The organism is Oceanidesulfovibrio marinus (assembly GCF_013085545.1).
GTDB lineage: Bacteria > Desulfobacterota > Desulfovibrionia > Desulfovibrionales > Desulfovibrionaceae > Oceanidesulfovibrio > Oceanidesulfovibrio marinus.
In genome coordinates this window covers 361,674-383,195 of sequence record NZ_CP039543.1, presented here as the reverse complement: position 1 = coordinate 383,195, position 21,522 = coordinate 361,674, and the positions used below count along the sequence as shown (strand labels likewise).

Genomic DNA, 21,522 nt, shown 5'->3' with positions numbered 1-21,522 from the left:
AGGATGCTCCATGTTCAAACGCTTTCTACTCGCACTCGCCTTCGTGGTGCTGGCCGCACCGGCCGCCGTGGCGGACACCATCGCCATGGACTGCAACGCCATCTACCCTGCGTCCAACTTCCACACCATCGGCGCCCAGAACTTCGCCGAGAAGGTCAAGGAGTACACGGACGGTTCGGTGGACATCACGGTGCATCCCGGCGGCAGCCTCGGCTTCAAGGGTCCGGAGCTGCTCAAGGCGGTCAAGGACGGCACCCTGCCCATGAGCGACATCCTCATGGGCGTGGTCTCGGGCAGCGACGAGATTTTCGGCCTGACCACCATGCCCCTGCTGGTGAACTCCTATGAGCAGGCCATGCAGTTCTACCAGACGGCCAAGCCCTACTACGAGAAGGCCTGTGCACGCTGGAACCAGAAGCTGCTCTACGCCGCCCCCTGGCCCCGCAGTGGCCTGTACACCAAGAAGCCCGTGGAGAAGCTGGCAGACATCGCCGGCCTCAAGATCCGCACCTACGACAAGAACGGCGCCGATTTCCTGCAGCGCGCCGGCGCCAGCCCGCAGTCCCTGCCCTGGGGCGAGGTCTACACCGCCCTGTCCACCGGCCTCATCGACTCCGTGCTGACCAGCGCCACCTCCGGCAAGGACGGCAAGTTCTGGGAAGTGCTCGATTACTTTACCAAGCTCAACTACTCGTATCCGCTGAACATGCTGACCATCAACATGGACTACTGGAACGCCCTCTCTCCGGAGCAGCAGGAAGCCATGGAGAAGGCCGCGGCCGAGGTTGAGGACGCCCAGTGGAACGCCTCCAAGAAGAGCGTCGAAGACTCCATCGCCGCGCTCAAGGAGAACGGCATGACGATCAACGAGATGACCCCCGAGCTGGCCGCATCGCTCAAGAAGATCGCCGTGGAGATGCGCGACGAGATGAAGGAAGATAACGGCCCCGACTTCAAGGCCGTGCTCGACGAATTCAGCGAAGACGTCAACTAATCCCGATGCGTCGCATACTTGCAATTGTGGAGGGCCTCTCGAAAGCAGGGGCCCTCCTTTCTGTCCTGGCCATGTCGGCCATTGTGCTGCTCATTCTGGTTGAGATCTTCGTGCGGGCCGTCTTCGACTCCTCCACCCAGGTCGCCAGCGAGTACTCCGGCTATCTGATGGTGGCGCTGTGCCTGCTCGGTTTCGCGTACACCTTCCACGAGAAGGCCTTTATCCGCATCGGGCTGCTGCTGCCGCGGCTCTCCAAGGCGTGGAACAGGCGGTTCGAGATCGTGGCCGGGCTCTTCGGCCTGGCCATCACCGGCTACGCCCTGACCTACGCCGTCTCCATGACCTACGAGTCCTGGGCGCTGGGCATGCAGGCCGACACCATGGCCGAGACCCCGTTCTGGATTCCGCAGCTCGCGGTGCCGCTGGGCCTGGCCCTGCTCTGCCTCCAGCTTGCGGCCTTTGTGGCCGACCGCCTCTTGAAACGGGACGACTCATGATTCACGACCCGCTCATTCTCTCCCTCGTCCTGCTGGTGGTCATGTTCGCCCTGCTTCTGGCCGGGCTGTGGATCGGCTTTTCCCTTCTGGCGACGGGCATTGCGGGCATGCTGCTCTTTGCGGTGCGGCTGCCCCCCACCATCTCCATCTGGGACAAGATCGGCGATCTTCTGGCCAACTCGGTCTGGAACTCGCTCAACTCCTGGGCGCTCACGGCCTTGCCATTGTTCGTGCTCATGGGCGAAATCCTCTTCCGCACGGCCATCAGCACCAAACTGCTCACCGGTCTGGTGCCGTGGCTCACGCGGATTCCGGGCCGGCTCTACCACATCAACGTCGTGGCCTGCTCGCTGTTCGCGGCGGTCTCGGGCTCCAGCGCGGCCACCACGGCCACGGTGGGCAAGATCACCCTGTCCGAGCTCTCGGACCGCGGCTACGACAAGCGGCTCTCCATCGGCTCCCTGGCCGGAGCCGGCACGCTGGGCTTCCTCATCCCACCCAGCCTGATCATGATCATCTACGGCATCCTGTCGGACACCTCCATCGGCAAGCTCTTCATCGCCGGGGTGCTGCCGGGTCTGACGCTGGCCGCCATGTACTCGGGCTGGATCATCATCCAATCGCTGCTGCACCCGGAGTACCTGCCGCCCATCGAAGAGAAGATCGACTGGGGCCACCGTCTGCGCTCGCTCAAGGATCTGGCGCCGGTCTTTGCGCTCATCGCCGCCGTGCTGGGCGGCATCTACATGGGCGTGACCACCCCCACGGAGGCGGCGGCCATCGGCGTGCTGGGCTCGCTCATCCTGGCGCTGGCCTTCCGCAACCTCACCTGGACGAACCTCAAGGAAGCGCTGTTCGCTGCCGTGCGCACCAGCTGCATGATCTGCTTCATAATCATGGGCGCGGCCTTCCTCTCCCAGGTAGTGGGCTTCATCGGCATTGCCCGCGCGGTCAGCGTGTTCATCGCCAACCTGGGCCTTTCGCCCTACATGCTCATCTTCGTACTGGGGCTCATGTACCTCTTCCTGGGCATGATCCTGGACGGCATCTCCATCGTGGTCATGACCCTGCCCATCGTGCTGCCCATCGTGATCCAGGCCGGGTTCGACCCGCTCTGGTTCGGCATCTTCGTGGTCATCATGGTGGAACTCTCGCAGATCACCCCGCCCGTGGGCTTCTCCATCTTCGTCATCCAGCACATCTCCAGGGAGAACACGCCGGCCATTCTCAAGGCCACGTTCCCCTTCTTCATTATCATGCTGCTGATGACCATCCTCCTCTGCATGTTCCCAGAGCTGGTCTTCTACCTGCCCAAGCAGATGGTGGGCTGAGGATAGGCGCCGCAGGCGAATCGAAGCGACTGTGGAAGGGCCCGTCTTGCGGGCCCTTTTTTTTACGGCTGGAGCATGCGCCGGCCAATGCGGCGTACGCTGTTTCCCCGCAGAGAAACGTCGCGTCCGCGGCGGGAGGAGACAAGCACGGGAAAGGAGGGAGGTGGACGACGGTCGGCGTCTACTTGGCGCCTTTGCCGGACAACACCGCAGGAATGGTAAACAGCAGAATCCTGAGGTCCAGCCAGAAGTTGACATTACGCAGGTACTGAATGTCCAGGCGCACCCAACCGTCGAAGTCCTCGTCCTCCCGGGCGGAGATCTGCCACAGGCAGGTGATGCCGGGCTTGAGGTCCCGCCGCATGCAGTGCCACGTGCACATGCCGGCGTCTTCGGTCACGGGCAGTGGCCGCGGCCCCACCAGGCTCATGTCGCCGCGAAACACGTTGTAGAACTGCGGCAGCTCGTCCAGGCTGTACTTGCGCAGAATCCGCCCCAGCCGCGTCACGCGGGGGTCGTCGGTCATCTTGAAGGCCGGGCCGTTGCGCTCGTTGAGGTGCATCAGCGTAGCCTTCATCGCTTCGGCGTCTGTCCGCATGGAGCGGAACTTGTACAGGGTGAATGGCTGGCCGCCCAGCCCGGCGCGCTTCTGCAGGAAGAACACCGGCCCCGGCGAATCGAGCTTGATGGCAACGGCGATGGCCAGCAGCAGCGGGGAAAAAACAACCAGGGCGATGGACGAGCCTACGCGATCCATGGCGAGCTTCCAGTAGGGCGTCGGCTTGTTGAACAACGTCTCGATGATGACGTTGCGCACTTCAGGTGTGATGCGTTGGTCTTCTTTCGCCATGGTCTTTGCGCCGCTATCCTGTTGCGCGGGCACGCACCGCGGTCAATACCAGGGGGGTACGCGTGCGAAGCTCTTCGCCGGCCTTGTCCGAGGCGTCCCATGCGTCGTGCTCGATCATCGCCCGGGAATCCTTCATCGGACAGCTCCATGAAACGCGGTGGTAAGCCGTTCTCTGGCGAAACCCGGCTTCAATCCGCCTTGGGCGCGGAACCGGCGTCCGCATCCGTAGTGGCGGTGACAGGAACGCCGGCCCCGTCGTTCCCCGCGTCGCTGGGGTTGAACGCCAGATGCATGCTGCGAATCTGCTCAATGCTTTTGCGGGGCAGCAGCAGCCTGAGCTCCACAGTACCGTCTCCGTTAGGCGAAGCTTCCGTGACGCCGGACGAGCTGCAGACGCAGCCGTTGCTGATGAGCATCTCCAGCACTTCGACATTGCCGGCCGCATCCTCCAGGGAAATCTCGGCCGTGCCGTCCAGCTCCCCATGGCCGTGGTCGCCCTTGCCGTCGTTGTAACCGTCGCCGGGAAGATCCGGGTGCGACTCCGTGGGGAACTCGTAGACCTCCGCGGCGTCCGTAGCCTCTCCGGACTGAACCTTGGCCAGGCGGCTGAGGAAAAACGTGGCCCCCTGCCTGGTGGTGCCGGCCATGAGGACGCCCAGGGTGGTCTCGTTGAACCATCCGATCTCGTCGGTGAGGCGGACGAAGGAACGCAGAAAGGAAAAAAAATCGTTTGCAGAAGGGTCGCCAGCGTTTTGGGAAACAACCGGGAAGAGAATCAGGGAAAATGTCTGCCCGAAACGGCTGGCGCGGCAGCGCTCCTTTTCCACCAGCTTGCGGAACTCCCCCCTGGTCAGGACACACTCGGTGTCCTGCTGCTCGGCATTGGGCGTAGGAGAAGAGAACAATCCTCGAACGCCTCTGAAAAACTGAAGTTGCTTCAGACCCATAGCAAGCTCGCCGGTGGTGCCGCCATGTAACGGCGGACGCTGGAGTGGTTCCCGGTCTCCGGAGCCCCGGGCGCCGCACATGCGGTCACGCGAACCTTTGGCGAATCAATTCCCCCGGTCCATGGATCGCCATAAAGAGGAGGTGATCTTGAAAGCGACCGAGGCCGAATTGTCTACATTTTCCCGACTTGTGGCCGGAAAAATCGGACATCAAGAGAGTCTTTTTGCTGTTGTACCTGTTGCATATTGCTACAATCGGTTGCTCTCTTTTCACCCTATAGATAAATTAAATAACACCATAAAAAACTCATTAATGAAGCATGCCAGGCGATTGGCCTCACCTCTCAGGCGATACCTATCTACCTGGAGTGAAAGATGATTCACGGCCCGTAACTTCAGCTAATACCGCGTGAATTGACTTTTGGTCAAGATAATCGGACATCTTGCCCGTATCCTCCCAACATTTTTTGGGGTTCGATACATTTTTCTTTGCATGCCAGCCACTTCATGCTTGACCGAAATTCGGAAGCATGGGTATATTTTTCGCATATCCCCCTAATCGAAAAGTGCCCTCGAAAAATGTGTGCACTTGCGCACGCACGAGACACTTGTTTCCCATCTCGTAGGCTGAAGCAAAAACACGGCCAAATCGACCTGGGAATGCGCTGATGGACACGACTGCACGCTGCACTCCCGGTGCGTACCCGGATGGTGCGGCCAGCCTTGGCGATGCGCGCACCCTTTTTGCAAAATGATGCAAAAAATGCAGATGATGCGTGCGTTCCGAATCGACGCAACAAGGCTGACCCGACCAGCGGATGCGCCCGACAAACTACGACGAAGGTGCACACCATGCGTATTCTCCTCTTCCTCCTCGCCGCGCTGCTGGCTGCCGGATGTGGGCACACCGGTCCATCCTTCAGCGACACCGTGATTCATCCGGCTCCGTCGCAGGAAGCATTCATTCCGGCCAGCTACACCCTGGGACCCGGCGACGTCGTCGAGGTTCTCTACCACTCGAACCCGAGGCAGATGGTCACCCGATACGTCATCGGCCTGGGTGACACCCTGCGCATCGAGTTCTACAAGCACCCGGACATGAACCGGGACGTGGCCGTGCGGCCGGACGGCTTCATCTCCCTGCCCCTGGTGGGCGAGGTGCAGGCCTACGGCAAAACGCCCTCCGACCTTCGCCAGGCCCTGACCAAAGCCTACAGCGAGTACCTCAGGCGGCCCGACATCACCGTCATCGTGGCCGACTTCGACGCCAAGCTCGACGAGCTCAAGGAGGCCGTGACCAACGCCGCGCGGGGACAGGCCAGGCTCGTCACCCTGCGGCCCGACGGCGCCATCACCCTGCCCTACATCGGCGATGTCCAGGCGGCCGGGCTCACCATGCCGCAGCTCAACGCGAATGTGGAAGAGAAGTACCAGACGCTGGTCGGCGGCGGGCTGGGCATCACCATCGACCTGAACGACGCCCAGTCCAACGTGGTCTACGTGATGGGCGAGGTGAACCGCCCCGGCTTCTACCAGCTCAGGGGCCCCACCACGGTCACCCAGGCTGTGGCCATGGCCGGCGGCTTTGCCGACACGGCCTACACCGACGAGGTCGTACTGGTCACCAGAGGCGCGCAGAGGCAGCCCATGGGACGGGTCATCGACATGGACGACATCATCGGCACAGGCAACATCGACAGGGACGTCATGCTGAAACAGTACGACATCGTCTTCGTTCCCATGTCGCCCATGGCCAAGGCCGGCCTGTTCGGCCGCCGTCTCTGGGAGCTGATCCCGGCCAGATTCTCCGGAACCGTGGGCTATCAGGTCTTCTCGAATCTCACTCCGACGGATTGATTCGCTCAACCCTTGGAACTGAAGGGATATGTCATGACAGAGAACGAAAGCCGGAACATGTCGCTGCGCGACGTCCTGAACTTCGTCTTCAAGTACCAGAAACGCATTCTCTGGATATTCTTCTCCGTGTTCATCGTGCTGGCGGCCGTCCTCTTCCTGATGCGGCCAGTCTACGAGTCCACGGCGCGGATCATCATCCAGATAGGCCGCGAAAACGTCTACACGCCCATGACGTCCGACTCGCAGCAGCTCTTCGACTTCTCCGTGGACCAGCGCATCAACTCCAAGGTCGAGCTGCTCACCGGCGTTAACTCCATCGAACGGACCATCAAGGCCCTCGGCGTGAAAAACGTCTACCCGGACATCGAATCCCGGCCGTACGTCGCCACGCGGTTCTTCAACTTTCCGCTGCCGTCATTCTCCGATGAGACGGACATGCAGAAGGCCATCATGCTGTTCAAGAAGAACCTGGACGCCTCGCGCAAGGACAAGACCGACTTCGTGGAGGTGGCATTCAACCATCCGGACCCGGTCATTGCCCAGGCCGCCCTGGCCAAGCTCGTGGACATCTTCATCCAGGAGCACGTGAACCTCTACCAGGAGTCAGAGCGCTACAAGTTCCTGGTGAGCCAGGTGGACTCGCTACGCAACGACCTGGAGCAGTCCGAGGCCAATCTCAAAACGTTCAAGTCGGAGCACAACATCGCCTCCCTGTTCCAGGAAAAGACTATCCTGCTGGAGCTCAAGGCCACGGCCGAGCAGAAGCTGTTGGATACCCAGAGCGACATCAGCGAGAACCAGGGCCGGCTCGATTCCCTGCAATCCTCCGGCACGGCAGAGTTCGGCCAGGAGACCGACCTCAACCCCATCTCCATCAGCGAGATTCGCAGGATGATCGCGGAGCTGCGCCTGCGCGAGGAGCAGTACCTCAACGATTACACGGCCAAGAACCCCCTGGTGATAGGCATCCGCAAGGAGATCCGCACCGCCGAGTCGCTGCTGCACGGCGAGGAGCAGGCCTACCACGACAAGGCCAAGCTCAGCATCATCCACACCCTGGAGTCTCTGCATACCAAGGAGGCGCGGCTGCTGGCCAAGCACAAGGACTACGACAGGCAGCTGCAGGAGCTCGTGGACCGGGAGACCGCACTCAAGGACCTGGAACGCAAGGTCAGCATCAACGAGGACAACTACAAGCTGTACGTGAAGAAGCTGGAGGAATCGCGCATCTCCAAGGAGATGGACGAGCAGGGCATCATCAACGTCAGCACCGTTGATCCGCCTACCCTGCCCATCAAGGCGGTCAAGCCCAAGATCGGCATGGGCCTGGGCATCGCCGCCCTTGTGGGCGTGCTCATCGCCATGCTCGTCTCCCTGTACAGCGAATACTTCTCGCACACGATGAACTCCGCGGAAGAAGTGCATCGCTGGACCGGGCTGGATGTCGTCGCAATCCTGCCGGATGCCGAAGAATCCTCTGAAAAGAAAAGACGAATCTCGCAGGGAGAACTGGCGTGAACACTCACAGCACGCAGTCCGAAGTGTCCCGGATGCCCCTGGTTTTTTCCAAAAAAAACGGCGTGACAGAACAGCTGCACCGCCTGCGCCGCTCCATAGCCCAGCACCAGACGGATAGCGAGCACGCCACGCCCACAGTGGGAATCTGCAGTTCCACTCCACGCGAAGGCGCCACCACCACGCTGCTCAACCTGGCCGCGCAGGCCGTGAGCCTGGGCGAACGCGTTCTGCTGATCGACGCCAACCTCAGAACGCCGCGCCTGCACGCCATGTTCAATCTCAAGCCGGCCCCCGGCTTCACGGACCTGGTCCTCTCCCGCGCCAGCCACGACAAGGTGGTGCAGCGCACCGGCAAGGAAAAGCTCATGCTCGTCTCCTGCGGCAGCGTTGTGCAGAACACCGAAAGCCTGCTGAACTTCCCGGGCCTGCCCATGCTCATCGGCGAGTTCCGCAGGATCGCAGACCTGGTGCTCGTGGATCTGCCGCCGGTCAATCCGTCCATCGAGGCCGGTCTTGTGGGCCAGGCGCTGGATCAGGTCTACCTGGTCATCCAGGCCGAGAAGTCGCGCTGGGAGGTCGTCTCCAACGCCAAGGAACAGCTCAACAGCTACTCCGTCAACCTGTGCGGCGCCGTGCTCAACCGCCGCCGCCATTACATACCGGAATGGCTCTACAACAAGCTGTGAGCGCCACAGCAGGCATATGAAGCTGTTAAAAAAGTTTTCTCACGGCAGGCTGTTCAACAATCACGCTGGCAAGGCGCAGGAAAAGTTCAAGGCCGATGCCTGTACAAGATACGCAAGGCTTTGAATTTCTTGCAGCAACGCAGCCATCGGAAGAGTTTTTACAGCCTGATATGCGAGCGTCATGCCGACCGTTATTCTCATGTACCACCGCCTCTCACGCGAGCAGGCGCAGCCCTATGCCGTGCCTGTGCCGGCATTCACGCGGCACATGCGCATGCTGGCCGCAAGCGGCGCCTCTGTGGTCTCCCTGGATGCGGCATCCGGCATGACAAAGGCTGCGCGTCGTTCCAGGCATCTGCAGGTCTGCCTCACTTTTGACGACGGTTGCGAGGACTTCTACACTCTCGCCGCACCCATTCTTTCCGACCACGGCTTCACCGCCGCCGTGTTCATGACCACCGCCTTCATCGGCAAGACAGCGCCCTTTGACGGCGCGGACACGACGTTTCTTTCCCGGTCCATGCTGCAGGAGCTGCACGCCGCCGGGTTCGCCATCCAGAGCCACACGGCCACGCACCAGGACCTCACCACTCTTTCCCCGGACGCCCTGATGCAGGAGATGTCCGGCTCCCGCAGCATGCTGGAGGACATTCTCGGCGCGCCGGTCCACCACGTGGCCTATCCATACGGCCGATACAACGAAAGCGTGGTCCAAGCCGCAGCAGGCGCCGGATACCGCTATGGATACTGCGCCGGCCACTGCCCCTCAGGCCCATACACCACGGCGCGCATGGCCGTGCACGGCGGCGATTCCCCACTGGCCTTCTCCCTCAAGATGAAGGGCATTGCCGGATCGTTGCGCAGCCTTAAATGCACGCTCCGCGACCGCGTCTTCCGGGAGCCGGCCTCATGACGGCAGCCATCTCGGAGTCCATGCGCCTGGCTCGCTTCAAAAGGCTGACCTCCGGCGAATCCAAAGGGCTGCACGGCGGCCTGCTGGTGCTTCTGGACCAGGGCATTGTCAGCGGCCTCAGCTTCCTCACCGGCGTGCTCGTGGCGCGCTCCTCCTCCAAGGCGGAGTTCGGGCTCTACACCCTGTGCCTCACCATCCTGTTCATGGCCCAAAACGTTCAACAGTCCCTTGTCTCCACGCCGTACACCGTGTTCAGCCCGCGCAGGAGCCAGGCGGAACGGCTCTTCTTCACGGGCTCCCTGGTGCTGATGCAGCTCGTGCTCGGCGCCGTGCTCATCGCCCTGGCCTACTCGGTCGGCGGCTTTCTGACCGGTTTCGAGGAGTACGCCAACCTCGGTCCCGTGCTCCTGTGCCTCTGCCTGGCGCTGGAGTTCTGCCTGTTCAAGGAGTTTGCGCGACAGGTGAACTTCAGCCACGGCTGGAACGGCCACGCGCTCCGGCTGGACGCCGTCGTCTTCGTGCTGCAGTGCGGTGTTGTGGGCTGGCTGTTCCTCTCGGGCGGGCTGAACCCGCAGCGTGTTTTCCTGGCCATGGGCGGGGCCTGCGCCGCAGCCGTGGCCTATTGGCTCTATGGCCTGCGCGGGCGGGTATGCATCTCCCGCGCGCATCTCCGCACGGATCTGAACACCATTTTCTCCTTCGGGGTCTGGCCGTTCCTGGCCGGCATCACGCTTCTGGCCACCAACCAGAGCTACCCCTGGTTCCTCACCAGCTTCCACGGCGCACAGGCCACGGGCGAGCTCGCCGCCGTGCTCGGCATCATCAACATCATCAACCCCCTCATGCTGGGCATCGGCAACTACCTGGGCCCCAGCATCATGCGGCAATACTCCGAGGGTGGCGCGTCGGCGCTGCACAGATTCGTCGTCAAGACCACGATTCTGCTCATCGCCTGCATGGCCGTGTTCTGCGTGGCCATGGCCCTGCTGGGCGGACAGCTCGCCGCGTTTGTCTACGGCCCCGGGTACGCCGGCGTCGGCCCGGTCATCGGCCTCATGTCCCTGGGCGTGGCGGCTGACGTGGCCTCGTTCGGCTTCCGCGGCGGCATCATGGCCCTGGAGCAGCCCAGGCGCCTTCTGCATATCAACCTGGTCCAGCTTGCGCTCTGCGTGGGGCTGGCCTTTGCGCTCATCCCACCCTACGGCAAAATAGGCGTGGGGCTGACCATGGCGCTTTGCAACGCGGCGGCGCTGGGCCTGCGCATCCTCGCCTACCGCCACGCCTTCAGCCAGCGAGGACGCACGTGAACACACCCCGGACCGGCACGCCGTCTTCCATGCACATCCGAGACCACCTGGATCTGTTCTCCATCGTCGCCCTGGGCGTCATTTTCTACCTTGCCACGCCGTACTGGTTCTCGTGGACCCGGGACTACTACAACGTCGCCTTCCATCTGGACGGCGCGCAGTTCGATTACATGAAGGCAGTCCTCGAAGGGAGCATCTACCGCCGTGTCGGCCTGCTCTGTCTGGCGCTTTACGGGGTAGATTGCCTGATCCGCGGCCACTACCGCCTGCGCATGCGGGACTGGCTGGGCCACCTCTGCATCCTCTTCATGGTCTGGGCCACGGCCAGTCTGCTGTGGTCGGAATCCTCCGGGCTGGTCCTGCGCAAGATCATCATCCTCTGGTGCCTCGCCATCGGTGCCTTTGGCGTGGCCACCCGGATGAATCTCACCAGGCTGCTCACCACCATGCTCATCCTCTCGGCCGGCACCATGCTTCTCTCCCTGGCCGCCGAGCTGTACTACGGCAACTTCGACCCCTTCACGTCCAGCTACCGCTTCGCCGGCGTCATGCACCCGGTTATCCAGGGCTGGAACTGCGGCCTGCTGCTGCTCACCGCCTTTGCCCTGCTCTCCTGCGGCTACCGGCCCAGGCGCTGGCTCATCCTGCTGGCCCTGTGCGGCCTTGCCGGCATCCTGCTCACCAAGAGCCGCTGGCCCCTGGCCACGGGCCTCATCGGCGTGTTCACCATCTCCCACTTCACATGGTCTCTGCGCAGCCGCGCCGCCGTGGTGCTCTGGCTCGCCGCCGCCGGCTGCGTGGTGCTGCTCTTCTACTTCAACGATCCCAGCGTTCCGTTCCGGAAGGCGCTGTCCATGGGCCGCGGCGATGAAGCGTTGCTGGGCGCCGGCACCCTGAGCGGCCGCACCCATCTCTGGTCCCTGGTCATCAACCTGTGGCAGGACAAACCGTTTCTGGGCTACGGCTACAACGCCTTCCAGATCCCATCCATCCTCAACTACCTCAACGCCCGCATGAGCTGGCTGCCCACCAACTGCCACAGCGCCTACCTGCAGATGCTCCTGGGCCTGGGCGCCGTGGGCCTTATCGTCTTCCTGGGCATATTCCTGCTCGCCGTGCGCAAGGCGCTGTACTTGGCGCGGCGTCATCCGCTGGAATCGTTCAGCTTCGGCCTGCTCGTCAGCCTCGTGGCCAACATGCTCATCGAGGCCCCCGTAATCACGGACCCGTCCCTGATGACCTTCACCGCCTACGTCATCATCATCCGGCTGGCTTTCCTCAGCGACAGCACGGACGAGATACGGAGCGGCGCATGACGCCGAAGACCGGCCAGACGGAAGGCGCTTCCCAGACGCCGGCTTCCGCGGACGACGCCGCAGCGCCCACACTCAGCGTGGTCATCCGGACACGCAACCGCGCCGAGATGCTGCGCCGCACCATTGAGAGTATCCAACAGCAGCAGGATGCGCCGGCCTACGAGATCGTCGTGGTGGATAACAACTCCGCGGACCACACCGCGCAGACGGTCCGGGAGCTCGCCGAGGAGTCCGCCGTGCCCGTCCGCTATGTCCACGAACCGGTGGAGGGGCTGGTGCCGCCGTTGGAGCGCGGCATTGCCGAGTCGCGCGCGCCGCTCATCGCCTTTTGCGACGACGACCAGACCGCGGCTCCGGACTGGCTGCGCGAGCTCATGGCCGCACGCCAGGCCACCGGGGCCGACTACATCGGCGGCTCCATCCTGCTGGAGCTCCCGCCCGGCAGCGCCAGGCCCGGTCCGGTGGCGCGGTACATGTTGGGCGAGCACGCCTTTGAGGGACCGGCCCGAAAGCTGGAGGACAAGGCGGTCCCGTCCCTTGGCAACATGCTCATCGCGCGCGAGCTCCTGCGCGCTGTGGGTCCCTTTGATCCGCAATCCTTCTGCGGCGGCGAGGACACGGACTACACAGCCAGGGTCCGCCGCGCCGGCCACGGCGTGTTCATCGCTCCGGCCGCCGTGGTCTTTCATATCATTCCACCGCACCGGCTGCACAAAGACTATCTCTGCTGGGTTTCCCGGCGCTGGGGCAGCAACCTCGCCCGGCGGGACGCCCCAGGAGGCGGGTTCAGGCTGGCCGCTCTGGCCGTCGCCCGGCTGGGTCAGGCCCTGTGCCTGCGGCTCCCGCGTCTGATTGTGTGCAGAGTGCGGGGCAACGCCATGGCCGCGGCCGACGCCGAGTATCTCCTGCACCGCGCCTGGAGCTATGCCCGCAGCAGCCTTACCCGGCTCTGGCCCGGCCTCTTTCCCCAGCCGCGGTTCCATGCCTCGCTGGAGATCTCGGCCGAGAGCCGCTTCACCCGAGCGGCGTCCGGGGCCGCCTCATGAAGATTCTGACCGCCCACAACCACTACGCCGCCCACGGCGGCGAGTGCGTGGTGTTCATGCGCGAGGCGGAGGCCCTGCGCGCGGCAGGGCACGAGGTGGCCACCCTCACCCGCACCAGCGCGGACAACGGCCATGGGCTCATCGCCAGAATCCGGCTGGCCGCCTCCAGCTTCCACTGCAAGGACGCCGTGTGCGAGGCGGAGGACATCATCCGGGACTTCGCGCCCGACATCGTCCATTTCCACAACCTCTACCCGCGCATATCGCCGTCCGTGATGCTGGCCTGCAGCCGCGCCGGAATCCCGGTGGTCTACACCTGCCACAACTTCCGCACCGTCTGCCCGGTGGGCACGTTCAGCAACGGCAGCAGCGACTGCTTCCGCTGCACGCCGCGGAACACCCTGCCCTGCATCGCGCGTAACTGCCGGGGGTCCTTGCCCGAAAGCATGGTCTACGCCCTGCGCAACATGGCGGCCTGGAACCGCGGCGCATGGAACGCCGTCACCCTGTTCATCGCACCAAGCCACGCCGTGCGCGATACCCTTGCCACCCGCGGCCTGATCGGTGAAAAGATACGGGTGGTATACAACCCGGTGCCCATCCCCGAGCGCCCGGCCGACCCGGCCCGCGGCGAGTACGTCGCCTTTGCCGGCCGGCCCTCGGCCGAGAAAGGTTTCGCCCAGCTCTTTGCCGCGGCCGCCATGCTGCCGGAGATTCCCTTCCGCGTTGCCGGCAACGGCTTCGATGCGGTCGCCTCCCAGGCGCCGACCAATGTTTCCTTTGCAGGCCACCTGCCGGAATCCGGCATGCAGGAGTTCTGGCGCAACGCGCGCCTGGCCGTGGTTCCGAGCTGCTACATAGAACCCTTCGGCCTGACGGCGGCTGAGGCCCAGGCCACGGGCCTGCCCGTGGTCGCCTTCGATACGGGCGGCCTGAGCGAGATCGTGGGGGATGGCGTGACCGGCGCGCTGTGCCCGTGCGGCGACGTGCCGGCGCTGGCAAGCCAGATCGACCGCATCTGGAAGGACACGGACATGCAGCGCTCCATGGGCGAGAAAGGCAGGGAACGCGCCGCCTCGCTGTTCTCCATGGACGCGCACATGGAGCGCCTTCTGGCCGCATACGCCGAGGCCGTCGAGCTGGCCCGCGCGGAGAGCTCAACGCCATGACAGCCATGCCTAAAAAATATCCAGTCTTCGGCGTGCTCGTCAGCGCCACCACGTACGACGAGGCCGCCACGTGCATCATGGAGAAGGCCGCGGCACGCGAGAGCTGCGTGTCCACCTACATGCCCGTGCACAGCCTGATGCTCGCGGCACGCAACCCGGAGTACCGCGCCATCGTCAACTCCTTCGAGCTGGCCTGCCCGGACGGCCAACCCGTGCGCCACGCCCTGGCCATGCTCCACGGCCGCACCCTGCCGGACCGCGTCTACGGGCCGCAGCACATGCTCGTGCTCTGCGAACGCGCAGCGCGGCAAAACATCCCCGTTTACCTCTACGGCAGCACCCCCCGGGTGGTGGAGAAGCTTGGGGACACGCTCCGCGAGCGCTTTCCGGGGCTCGATGTGGCCTACTGCGAATCCCCGCCATTCCGCACGCTCAGCGATGCCGAGCTGATTGAAACGGCCGAGCGGTTCAACGCCAGCGGAGCCGGCCTCTTTTTCATCGGTCTGGGCTGCCCGCGGCAGGACGAGTTCGCGGCGCGCATCCGGGACAAGGTGCACGGCGCGCTGCTCTGCGTGGGTGCGGCGTTCGATTTCCACGCCGGCGAAAAGCCCATGGCTCCGGCCTGGATGCAGCGCCACTCCCTGGAGTGGCTGTTCCGGCTGTGCAAGGAGCCGCGCCGGCTCTTCGGCCGGTACTTCGTCTACAACAGCCTGTTCCTGGCCTACCTGGGCCGGGATATCCTCCGCCGGCGGCTGGGCATCGGACGGAACGAACAAAGCACTGACGAGAAGGACACACGGCCGTGAACTACACGAGCCTTTCCTTCTGGCTGCTTTTCTTTGCCGTGGCCGGGGTGTGCCTCGCCGCGCGCGTCGTTTTCCGCCGTACCCTGCACACGGAATCCAACACCGTGGACCTGGTGTTGCTGGCTCTCGCCAGCCTTGCCATGTTCGCCTGCTTCAGCCCCCTCTCCTGCGGCATTCTCATCGTCGAGGCCGGGCTGACACTGCTGCTCACGCGCGCCGCTGTCCAGGCCGAAACAAGGAGCCGGAGCAGAGCCGTCCTTGCCGCGAACCTCTTCGTGTTGCTGGGAACCCTGGCGTTCTTCAAGTATGTCAACCCGGCGCTGACGGCCGGCGCGGCCGGCGCTCCCCTGGCTCCATGGCTGCCGCCAGGCATTTCCTTCTACACCCTTGCCATGGCCGCCTTCGCCATAGACAGCGTACGCGAGAAGGAACGCCCGCCGAACCTTCTGCTTTCCGGCAACATGTTCGCGTTCTTCCCGCTGGTGCTCTCCGGCCCCATCGAGCGCAAGGGCCATCTCATCCCGCAGCTCAGGCGCTTCGCCTTCACGCTGCGTCTGCCGGATGCGGCCGCCGGCCTGCCGTGGATCGTGCTCGGCTTCTTCTTCAAGTTCGTGCTGGCGGACAACATCGGGCCGTTCATCCACACCCAGCCCGCGGACAACGCCTACCTCGTCTGGCTGGCCTCCCTGCTCTTCGGCCTCAAGCTCTACTTCGACTTTGCCGGATACAGCTTCATCGCCCTGGGCGTGGCGCGGCTCTTTGGCGTGGAGCTGCAGCTCAACTTTCTGGCGCCGTTTCTGTCCACCTCCATCCGCGAGTTCTGGCGGCGCTGGCACGTAACCCTGCTCACCTGGCTGCGCGACTACGTGTACATTCCCATGGGCGGCAACCGCACCGGCATCTGGTTCGTCAACGTGCTCGTGGTCTGGCTGCTTTCCGGCGCATGGCACGGCAGCAGCCTCAACTACCTCTGCTGGGGCCTTCTGCATGCCTGCTACATAGGCCTGGAGCGCCTGTTGTCCCCAATCTTCAAGCTGCCGCGCTTCTTTGCCTGGGTCGTCACCTTCACGGCCGTGACCTTCTCGTGGGTAGTGTTCTACGAAAGGGACATGGAAACGCTGCTGCACAAGGCGCGCACTCTGGTTAGGCCGTCGGCGTACTCCGGCCGCATGCTTGCGGAGGCCCTGAGGCATTACCCGATTGGCGACATCCTGCCCCTGGCCGGAATCCTGGCTCTATCCCTGTGCATTCTGTGGTGCGAGCTCGTCCACAAGCATGATGCCAATCCCTACGCCGTGCTGCTGGACGTCCGCGTGGCCATCTTCCTGGCCGCGTGCCTGCCTTTGCTCAGCGCCGGCGTATCCACCCCCTTCGTCTACTTCGCCTTCTAGCCATGCGGAACCGAACCATCATATACGCCATTGTCGCCGCGCTCCTGGCTGCGGCGTGCCTTGGCGCGGTGTACACCGCGTGGCTCAACCCGGAGATCACCTGGCTGATGCAGCTCCGGGACGTCAAACAGGCCGCTGCGGAGCGCAAGGGCCCGGACCGCATCCTGCTGTGCGGCGGCTCCACAGTGCTCTTCGGGCTGGACAGCGAACGCATTGCGCAGGTCACCCGCCGGCCGGTGGTGAACCTGGGGCTGCACGCCGGCATGGGCGCTCCGGCCCTGCTCGGTTTCGCCGCGCACTTCGCCAGGCCCGGCGATCTGCTGGTGCTGTCCGTGGAGCCCGATCTCTTCATGGGCACGGTGGAGCCCATGCGGCTGGGCAACCAGTTCATGCTGCTGGCCGGCTTGGGGGACGAAGCCATGGGCGGCGTACCGCCGATCGAGCCCACGGGCCCTGCCTTCCGCGCCGGGCAATGGCTGGACCTGGCCAACCCCGGCCTGCGGCAGCTCGCCAACCATTTGGGCAAGATCATCACGGGCAGGCAGGTCTATCGCTACTCCGCGCTCAAGCCGGACCACTTCGGCTACATGCGCGGCAAGCTCCAGATTCCACACCCGCCCGCACATGGCTCGCTGAGCGTCTCCAGCGACTGGCGCACGGCCCTGATACGTTTCCAGGCCCACATGCAGGCACGCGGCGTGCGCACGGTGTACTCGCTGCCGTGGTTCGAGACATCGTTGCCGCCCGATGCAATCCGCGAGGCCTGCCGCCAGTACCTGCTGGACATCGGCGCGATCATGCCCGTGCTCGACGATTTCGACTGGCAGGCCATGGGCGATCCGGACAACTTCGCCGACTCGGCCGGCCATCTCTCGCTGCCCGGCGCAGACATGCGCTCCGACGCCCTGGGCGCGGCCCTGGCCTCAGCCAGCTACTTTGTCCCGGAACCGGCCACGCAGTCCGCACAGGATCAGCACGAATGAGCACGCTGGAACTGACTGTCATCGACTCCACCGAGGGGCTGCAGGCCCTGGAAGCGCCGTGGCGGCGGTTGTTGGCGAGCTGCCCGGTCAACGACCTCTTCCTGGAGCCTGACTGGCTGATCCTCTGGTGTCGCCATTTCTCGACTCCGGGCATGCTGCGCGTGCTGGCCTTCCACGACAACGGCGAGCTCGTTGGCCTTGCGCCGTTCAAGCTATCCGGGCGGGTGTTCCGCGTCCTCAGCTTTGCCGGCCTGCCGCAGTCCGACCGGCTGGACATCATTGCCGCGCCGGACCGGGAGGACGAGGTCATACACGCCACGGCGAAGTGGCTGGCTGGCTCCAGGGAATGGGACATGCTCTTCCTGCGCGCCTTCGGCGTGTTCTCCCAAAACCCAGAGCTCTTGCGCGACGCGTTGCACGCCGCCGGACGAAAGGCGCGCCTGGAGGAGGACTCCGTCTATCCGTTTCTGGACATTGCGCACGACGCGAACGAGGGAGTCCCATCCCACTTCACCAGCAAACGCACCCGGGAGTTCCGGCGCTGCCGCCGACGCATCGGCGAACTCGCTCCGGCCAGCGCGTTCCGCAAGTTCACGGCCCTGGACGACGACCTGGCCGGGATGATGGGCGACATCAACCTGAACAGAAGCCTCAAGGCGGAGCGCGGGGAGACGCATTTTGATCGGCCCGAGAGCCTGGCCTTCCTGCGCGAGGCGTCGGACCTGTATGCGCGGTCGGGCCGCCTTCGCGTATACGGATATGCGGAAGAGCCGCGGCTTCTTTCCTATGTGCTCTGCTTCGTCGCCGGCCGGCGCATGCTGGCGTACATAACCAGCTTCGACAAGGAGTACGCGGCATACGGCCTCGGCGGTCTGACCATTCTGGACGCCATCCACTCCGCCTGGGAAGCCGGCATGGAGGAGTTCGACTTCATGGAAGGTGGTGAGCGGTACAAGTACCGCTTTACCGAGACGGAACGTGCCAGCCGGCGGTTGATATGCTACAACGCCACGGCAAGAGGCGGCTTGCTGCGTCTGATGATGACCTGCAAACCAGCGCTGCAACGGATGCTGCAGGAGCACTGCGTGATGGGCGCGCCGCTGCGCATGGTCCGGCGCATCTACCAGAAGATCATTTCCTGACGCCGCGGCCACTGCGAACACAAAGGATAGAGATGGGCCAGATCGCACAGATCCGATCCAAGATTCGCGAACACGGAGTTCTCGGCTTTTTCCGCAAAGCGGCGCAGCGTATCTACCGCACCAGGCTGCACAGGCGTTTCATCGTCTACTGTGCGGATGCGCAGGATCTGCAGGGCCGTCTTCCGGAAATTCTTCCGCCCGGCTTCACGCTGGCACGGCGCGCCGAACGATCGGCCATTTCCGAGAGTGAGGCTGCGCAGATTGCCTCGCTCAAGGGAGAGCGCAAGGCTGAGCAGGAGTACGCGGAGCGTTTCGCCCTGGGCGCGGCGCTCTGGCTCTACAAACAGGGCGATACGGTCCACTGCTTTGTCTGGTGGTATCAAGGCCTGTCACTGGATGGGCTGGTCCCTCTTGCCCCCTATGACGTCTACCTTTCGGACGGCGCCTCGTTTCCGGAGCACCGCGGGCAAGGCGCCATCGGCTACTTCCTGGACTCCCTGCTGACACAATGCCCGGCATACGGCGCCCATCGCGTCTTCTACGCCATCCAGACCTGGAACAAGCCCATGCTCCGCAGCTCCGCAAAGATGAAGTTCAAGCCCATCGGCGTGGTGGATCACGTGCCGCTGTTCGGCAAGCAGTTCCAGATCTGGCACGCCCTGGAAGATGCTCCAGCCTATCTGGCAAAGGCCATCCGCTCGGGAAAGCGATCCTGACAGCGGCTGCTCACGTAAGCCGCCGGGAATCAGCCGCCCTGATATTCCACCGCGCCGGCATCCGGTAGCGCTTTTCCGCCTGGAGCGGACGGCACCGAACGCGGATTGCCGAAGTAATCCACGGCACCCATGGCCGCGTCCGGGGTTCCGGCGTCCAGCGCGATATCCCCTGGCTCGGGCCGCAGGGCTTCGGGCTCCAACACCTTCTCCAAGCGCTTTGCTGCGGCGCGGGAGTTTTCCTCCAGGCCGGTCTTGGCGCGAATGGACTCCAGGCCCGACACGGTGGGAGACTGCGAAGCGTCGTCCGTGAGCACCACGAGGGGGTCGCCGCTCGCCCGCAGGAACACGTTGTAGTCCGAGGTGTTGCCCGTCGCGCCCAGAGACTCGTTCTCCTGAAGCACGATGTCCGTGCCCTGGGAGGCCACGAAAAGATTGTTGCGCAGGGAGACGCGGCGCATCTCGTTGTGCTCCTGCCGCGGCAGGCCCTGGACGAGCACGCCCAGGCCGTTGCCGGCCAGCGTGTTGTTGCGGATGAAGACGTCGTTGGATGCGGCCACGATGATCCCGAACTCGTTGCCCAGGATCATGTTGTTGCGGATCAAGGCCCCGTCCATGATCTCCACGGCCACGCCCACGCTGTTGCGGCGGGCAAGGCTGCGCTGCACCACCACGTTGCGGCTCAGCACGTCGATCCAGATTCCCGGACCGTTGTTATCCTCCACGCGCAGGGCGTGGAGCGTGAGCCCATTGCAGGACATGGACGCCTTCACGCCGCCGGCCTGCCAGGTAGGATCAAAGCCGCGCGTGTTGTTGCCGCGGAACTCGGAGTCTGCCACCACGATGTCCTGGGGCGGCCGGTTGGGCACGGGTTGCCAGCCATGGGCCTCGTCCGTACCCAGGACGGTGAGCCCCAGATTGCCGTTGTCCAGAAACCGGCAGCGCTCCACGCGGTGCTCCTTGCCCACCACGGCGAGTCCCGAGAAGTCCGACTGGCGGAAAGTGCAGTTGCTCACCAGCCAGCCCGTGCCCCAGGCATTGACCATGGAGCCGTAGATGCCCAGCGAGGTGAGGTTGGAGTGCGCGAACTCCAGCCCATCCAGGACGATGAAGCTCCGCTCCCGGGGGATCAGAACAAAGGGCCGCACCGAGGCTTCCACGAGCTGCGCATTGGGGTCCGCCCCCGGAGCAAGCCGGATGTACAGCGTCTTGGACGACGCGTCATAGAAAAAGGAACGCTCCACAAGGTCGCCCGGCCCGTCGCCGATGGGCGGCAGGAAGACGTGGCCGTTGTTCACCAAAGTATGGAACGGCGAGGCCGCGCCGATCTGCGCGAGCTGCACGCCGTCCACGAACACCTGCTGGCTGTTGACCGGCCAGCCCGGACGCTTCCACACACCGTTGCCGGCGGGCTGCCAGCCGGTGACGCGGTCCGAGCCTTTGACCACGACCTTTTCGCCCTCAGCGGCCGCTATGCGGATGGGCGTGTCCGGAGAATTGCCGCTTCTCGGCAGGTCCAGGGCCTCGCGGTACTCGCCTTCGTGGATCAGCACGGTATCCCCGGCCTGGGCGCGCTGCACCGCGGCGGTGATGGTGCGGCACGGCTTCCCGGCGGAGCACACGCCCTTGTCGTCGGCGCCGGGGTCCCGGTTGTCCACATGATACTCGGCCGCCGCACATACGCCAGCGGGCAGCAACAGCAACAACACGACAAGGAAAATAATGCGGCATGAAACCCGCAACATGCTATGGCTCGACACGGTATGGCTCTCCGGAACGCTGATCCACAAACTCATCCGGCTCGGTGCGGACGTAGTAGATATTTCGCTTCATGTTCACCAGCGTATTCTTATCCAACTGATGGATGACTTCCATGGTCACCATATCGCGGAAGTGATTCGTGTCCACACGGGCTATAGTGTTCCCTGTCCACTCACTGATGAGCTTTTCACATAATCCAGTCTTCGGGATGATGCAGATGGCCACAAGCATCGCAAGTACAACAGCGCATCGCCTGCAGAGTATCGTGATAGTCATTCCATTGCTCCCGTTTCGA

General features: G+C 63.9%; 20 protein-coding genes. 16 read left to right on the top strand and 4 right to left on the bottom strand.

Going from position 1 to position 21,522, the window contains the following annotated elements:
* Nucleotides 1-10: 10 nt before the first annotated feature.
* The 3 genes from E8L03_RS01730 to E8L03_RS01720 are packed head-to-tail and all read left to right on the top strand — an operon-like array spanning nucleotide 11 to nucleotide 2,822.
* Entirely contained in the window at nucleotides 11-994 is a 984-nt protein-coding gene (locus E8L03_RS01730) for a TRAP transporter substrate-binding protein (protein ID WP_144306439.1), read from the top strand.
* A gap of 5 nt (nucleotides 995-999) precedes the next feature.
* Nucleotides 1,000-1,491 (top strand): TRAP transporter small permease subunit, encoded by a 492-nt coding sequence (locus E8L03_RS01725; protein ID WP_144306438.1) that lies wholly within the window; start codon nucleotides 1,000-1,002, stop codon nucleotides 1,489-1,491.
* Nucleotides 1,488-2,822: a TRAP transporter large permease gene (locus E8L03_RS01720; RefSeq protein WP_144306437.1), complete on the top strand. Its 1,335-nt coding sequence runs from the start codon at nucleotides 1,488-1,490 to the stop codon at nucleotides 2,820-2,822. The genes E8L03_RS01725 and E8L03_RS01720 overlap by 4 nt, the downstream gene beginning before the upstream one ends.
* 181 nt (nucleotides 2,823-3,003) lie before the next feature.
* Here the strand turns inward: E8L03_RS01720 and E8L03_RS01715 are convergent, their stop codons facing one another.
* Complete coding sequence (locus tag E8L03_RS01715; RefSeq protein ID WP_144306436.1) at nucleotides 3,004-3,672, bottom strand: sugar transferase; 669 nt, start codon at nucleotides 3,670-3,672, stop codon at nucleotides 3,004-3,006.
* Between the two features lie 188 nt (nucleotides 3,673-3,860).
* Nucleotides 3,861-4,577 carry a hypothetical protein gene (locus E8L03_RS01710; protein WP_171266383.1) on the bottom strand — a complete coding sequence of 239 codons (717 nt, stop codon included), beginning with the start codon at nucleotides 4,575-4,577 and terminating at the stop codon, nucleotides 3,861-3,863.
* An 894-nt stretch (nucleotides 4,578-5,471) separates the two neighbouring features.
* On the opposite strand from E8L03_RS01710, the gene E8L03_RS01705 reads away from it, so the two are divergent.
* The 13 genes from E8L03_RS01705 to E8L03_RS01645 all read left to right on the top strand — a co-directional run bounded on the left by E8L03_RS01705 (nucleotide 5,472) and on the right by E8L03_RS01645 (nucleotide 19,469).
* On the top strand, nucleotides 5,472-6,476 hold the full coding sequence (locus tag E8L03_RS01705; protein WP_167512570.1) for a polysaccharide biosynthesis/export family protein: 1,005 nt from the start codon (nucleotides 5,472-5,474) through the stop codon (nucleotides 6,474-6,476).
* A 33-nt stretch (nucleotides 6,477-6,509) separates the two neighbouring features.
* Nucleotides 6,510-7,994 (top strand): GumC family protein, encoded by a 1,485-nt coding sequence (locus E8L03_RS01700; RefSeq protein WP_171266382.1) that lies wholly within the window; start codon nucleotides 6,510-6,512, stop codon nucleotides 7,992-7,994.
* Entirely contained in the window at nucleotides 7,991-8,680 is a 690-nt protein-coding gene (locus E8L03_RS01695; RefSeq protein ID WP_171266381.1) for a CpsD/CapB family tyrosine-protein kinase, read from the top strand. Before E8L03_RS01700 ends, E8L03_RS01695 begins: the two co-directional genes overlap by 4 nt.
* A 181-nt stretch (nucleotides 8,681-8,861) precedes the next feature.
* Complete coding sequence (locus E8L03_RS01690) at nucleotides 8,862-9,593, top strand: polysaccharide deacetylase family protein (protein ID WP_171266380.1); 732 nt, start codon at nucleotides 8,862-8,864, stop codon at nucleotides 9,591-9,593.
* The gene (locus E8L03_RS01685; RefSeq protein WP_171266379.1) at nucleotides 9,590-10,900 is read left to right on the top strand and encodes a lipopolysaccharide biosynthesis protein; all 1,311 of its coding nucleotides are present in this window, start codon (nucleotides 9,590-9,592) and stop codon (nucleotides 10,898-10,900) included. The genes E8L03_RS01690 and E8L03_RS01685 overlap by 4 nt, the downstream gene beginning before the upstream one ends.
* The gene (locus E8L03_RS01680; RefSeq protein WP_144306429.1) at nucleotides 10,897-12,216 is read left to right on the top strand and encodes an O-antigen ligase family protein; all 1,320 of its coding nucleotides are present in this window, start codon (nucleotides 10,897-10,899) and stop codon (nucleotides 12,214-12,216) included. The genes E8L03_RS01685 and E8L03_RS01680 overlap by 4 nt, the downstream gene beginning before the upstream one ends.
* The gene (locus E8L03_RS01675) at nucleotides 12,213-13,262 is read left to right on the top strand and encodes a glycosyltransferase family 2 protein (protein WP_171266378.1); all 1,050 of its coding nucleotides are present in this window, start codon (nucleotides 12,213-12,215) and stop codon (nucleotides 13,260-13,262) included. The genes E8L03_RS01680 and E8L03_RS01675 overlap by 4 nt, the downstream gene beginning before the upstream one ends.
* The gene (locus E8L03_RS01670; RefSeq protein ID WP_171266377.1) at nucleotides 13,259-14,431 is read left to right on the top strand and encodes a glycosyltransferase family 4 protein; all 1,173 of its coding nucleotides are present in this window, start codon (nucleotides 13,259-13,261) and stop codon (nucleotides 14,429-14,431) included. The genes E8L03_RS01675 and E8L03_RS01670 overlap by 4 nt, the downstream gene beginning before the upstream one ends.
* Nucleotides 14,428-15,237, top strand: coding sequence for a WecB/TagA/CpsF family glycosyltransferase (locus E8L03_RS01665; protein WP_171266376.1), 810 nt, complete (start codon nucleotides 14,428-14,430; stop codon nucleotides 15,235-15,237). The genes E8L03_RS01670 and E8L03_RS01665 overlap by 4 nt, the downstream gene beginning before the upstream one ends.
* Nucleotides 15,234-16,628, top strand: a complete 1,395-nt coding sequence (locus tag E8L03_RS01660) for an MBOAT family O-acyltransferase (protein ID WP_171266375.1) — start codon at nucleotides 15,234-15,236, stop codon at nucleotides 16,626-16,628. Before E8L03_RS01665 ends, E8L03_RS01660 begins: the two co-directional genes overlap by 4 nt.
* 2 nt (nucleotides 16,629-16,630) lie before the next feature.
* Nucleotides 16,631-17,611 carry a hypothetical protein gene (locus tag E8L03_RS01655; protein WP_171266374.1) on the top strand — a complete coding sequence of 327 codons (981 nt, stop codon included), beginning with the start codon at nucleotides 16,631-16,633 and terminating at the stop codon, nucleotides 17,609-17,611.
* Complete coding sequence (locus E8L03_RS01650) at nucleotides 17,608-18,753, top strand: GNAT family N-acetyltransferase (RefSeq protein ID WP_167512567.1); 1,146 nt, start codon at nucleotides 17,608-17,610, stop codon at nucleotides 18,751-18,753. The genes E8L03_RS01655 and E8L03_RS01650 overlap by 4 nt, the downstream gene beginning before the upstream one ends.
* 32 nt (nucleotides 18,754-18,785) lie before the next feature.
* Nucleotides 18,786-19,469 (top strand): GNAT family N-acetyltransferase, encoded by a 684-nt coding sequence (locus tag E8L03_RS01645; RefSeq protein WP_144306425.1) that lies wholly within the window; start codon nucleotides 18,786-18,788, stop codon nucleotides 19,467-19,469.
* 29 nt (nucleotides 19,470-19,498) lie between these two features.
* Here the strand turns inward: E8L03_RS01645 and E8L03_RS01640 are convergent, their stop codons facing one another.
* Entirely contained in the window at nucleotides 19,499-21,211 is a 1,713-nt protein-coding gene (locus E8L03_RS01640) for a right-handed parallel beta-helix repeat-containing protein (RefSeq protein WP_171266373.1), read from the bottom strand.
* A 1-nt stretch (nucleotide 21,212) separates the two neighbouring features.
* Nucleotides 21,213-21,503, bottom strand: a complete 291-nt coding sequence (locus tag E8L03_RS01635; RefSeq protein ID WP_144306423.1) for a hypothetical protein — start codon at nucleotides 21,501-21,503, stop codon at nucleotides 21,213-21,215.
* Nucleotides 21,504-21,522 lie beyond the last annotated feature (19 nt).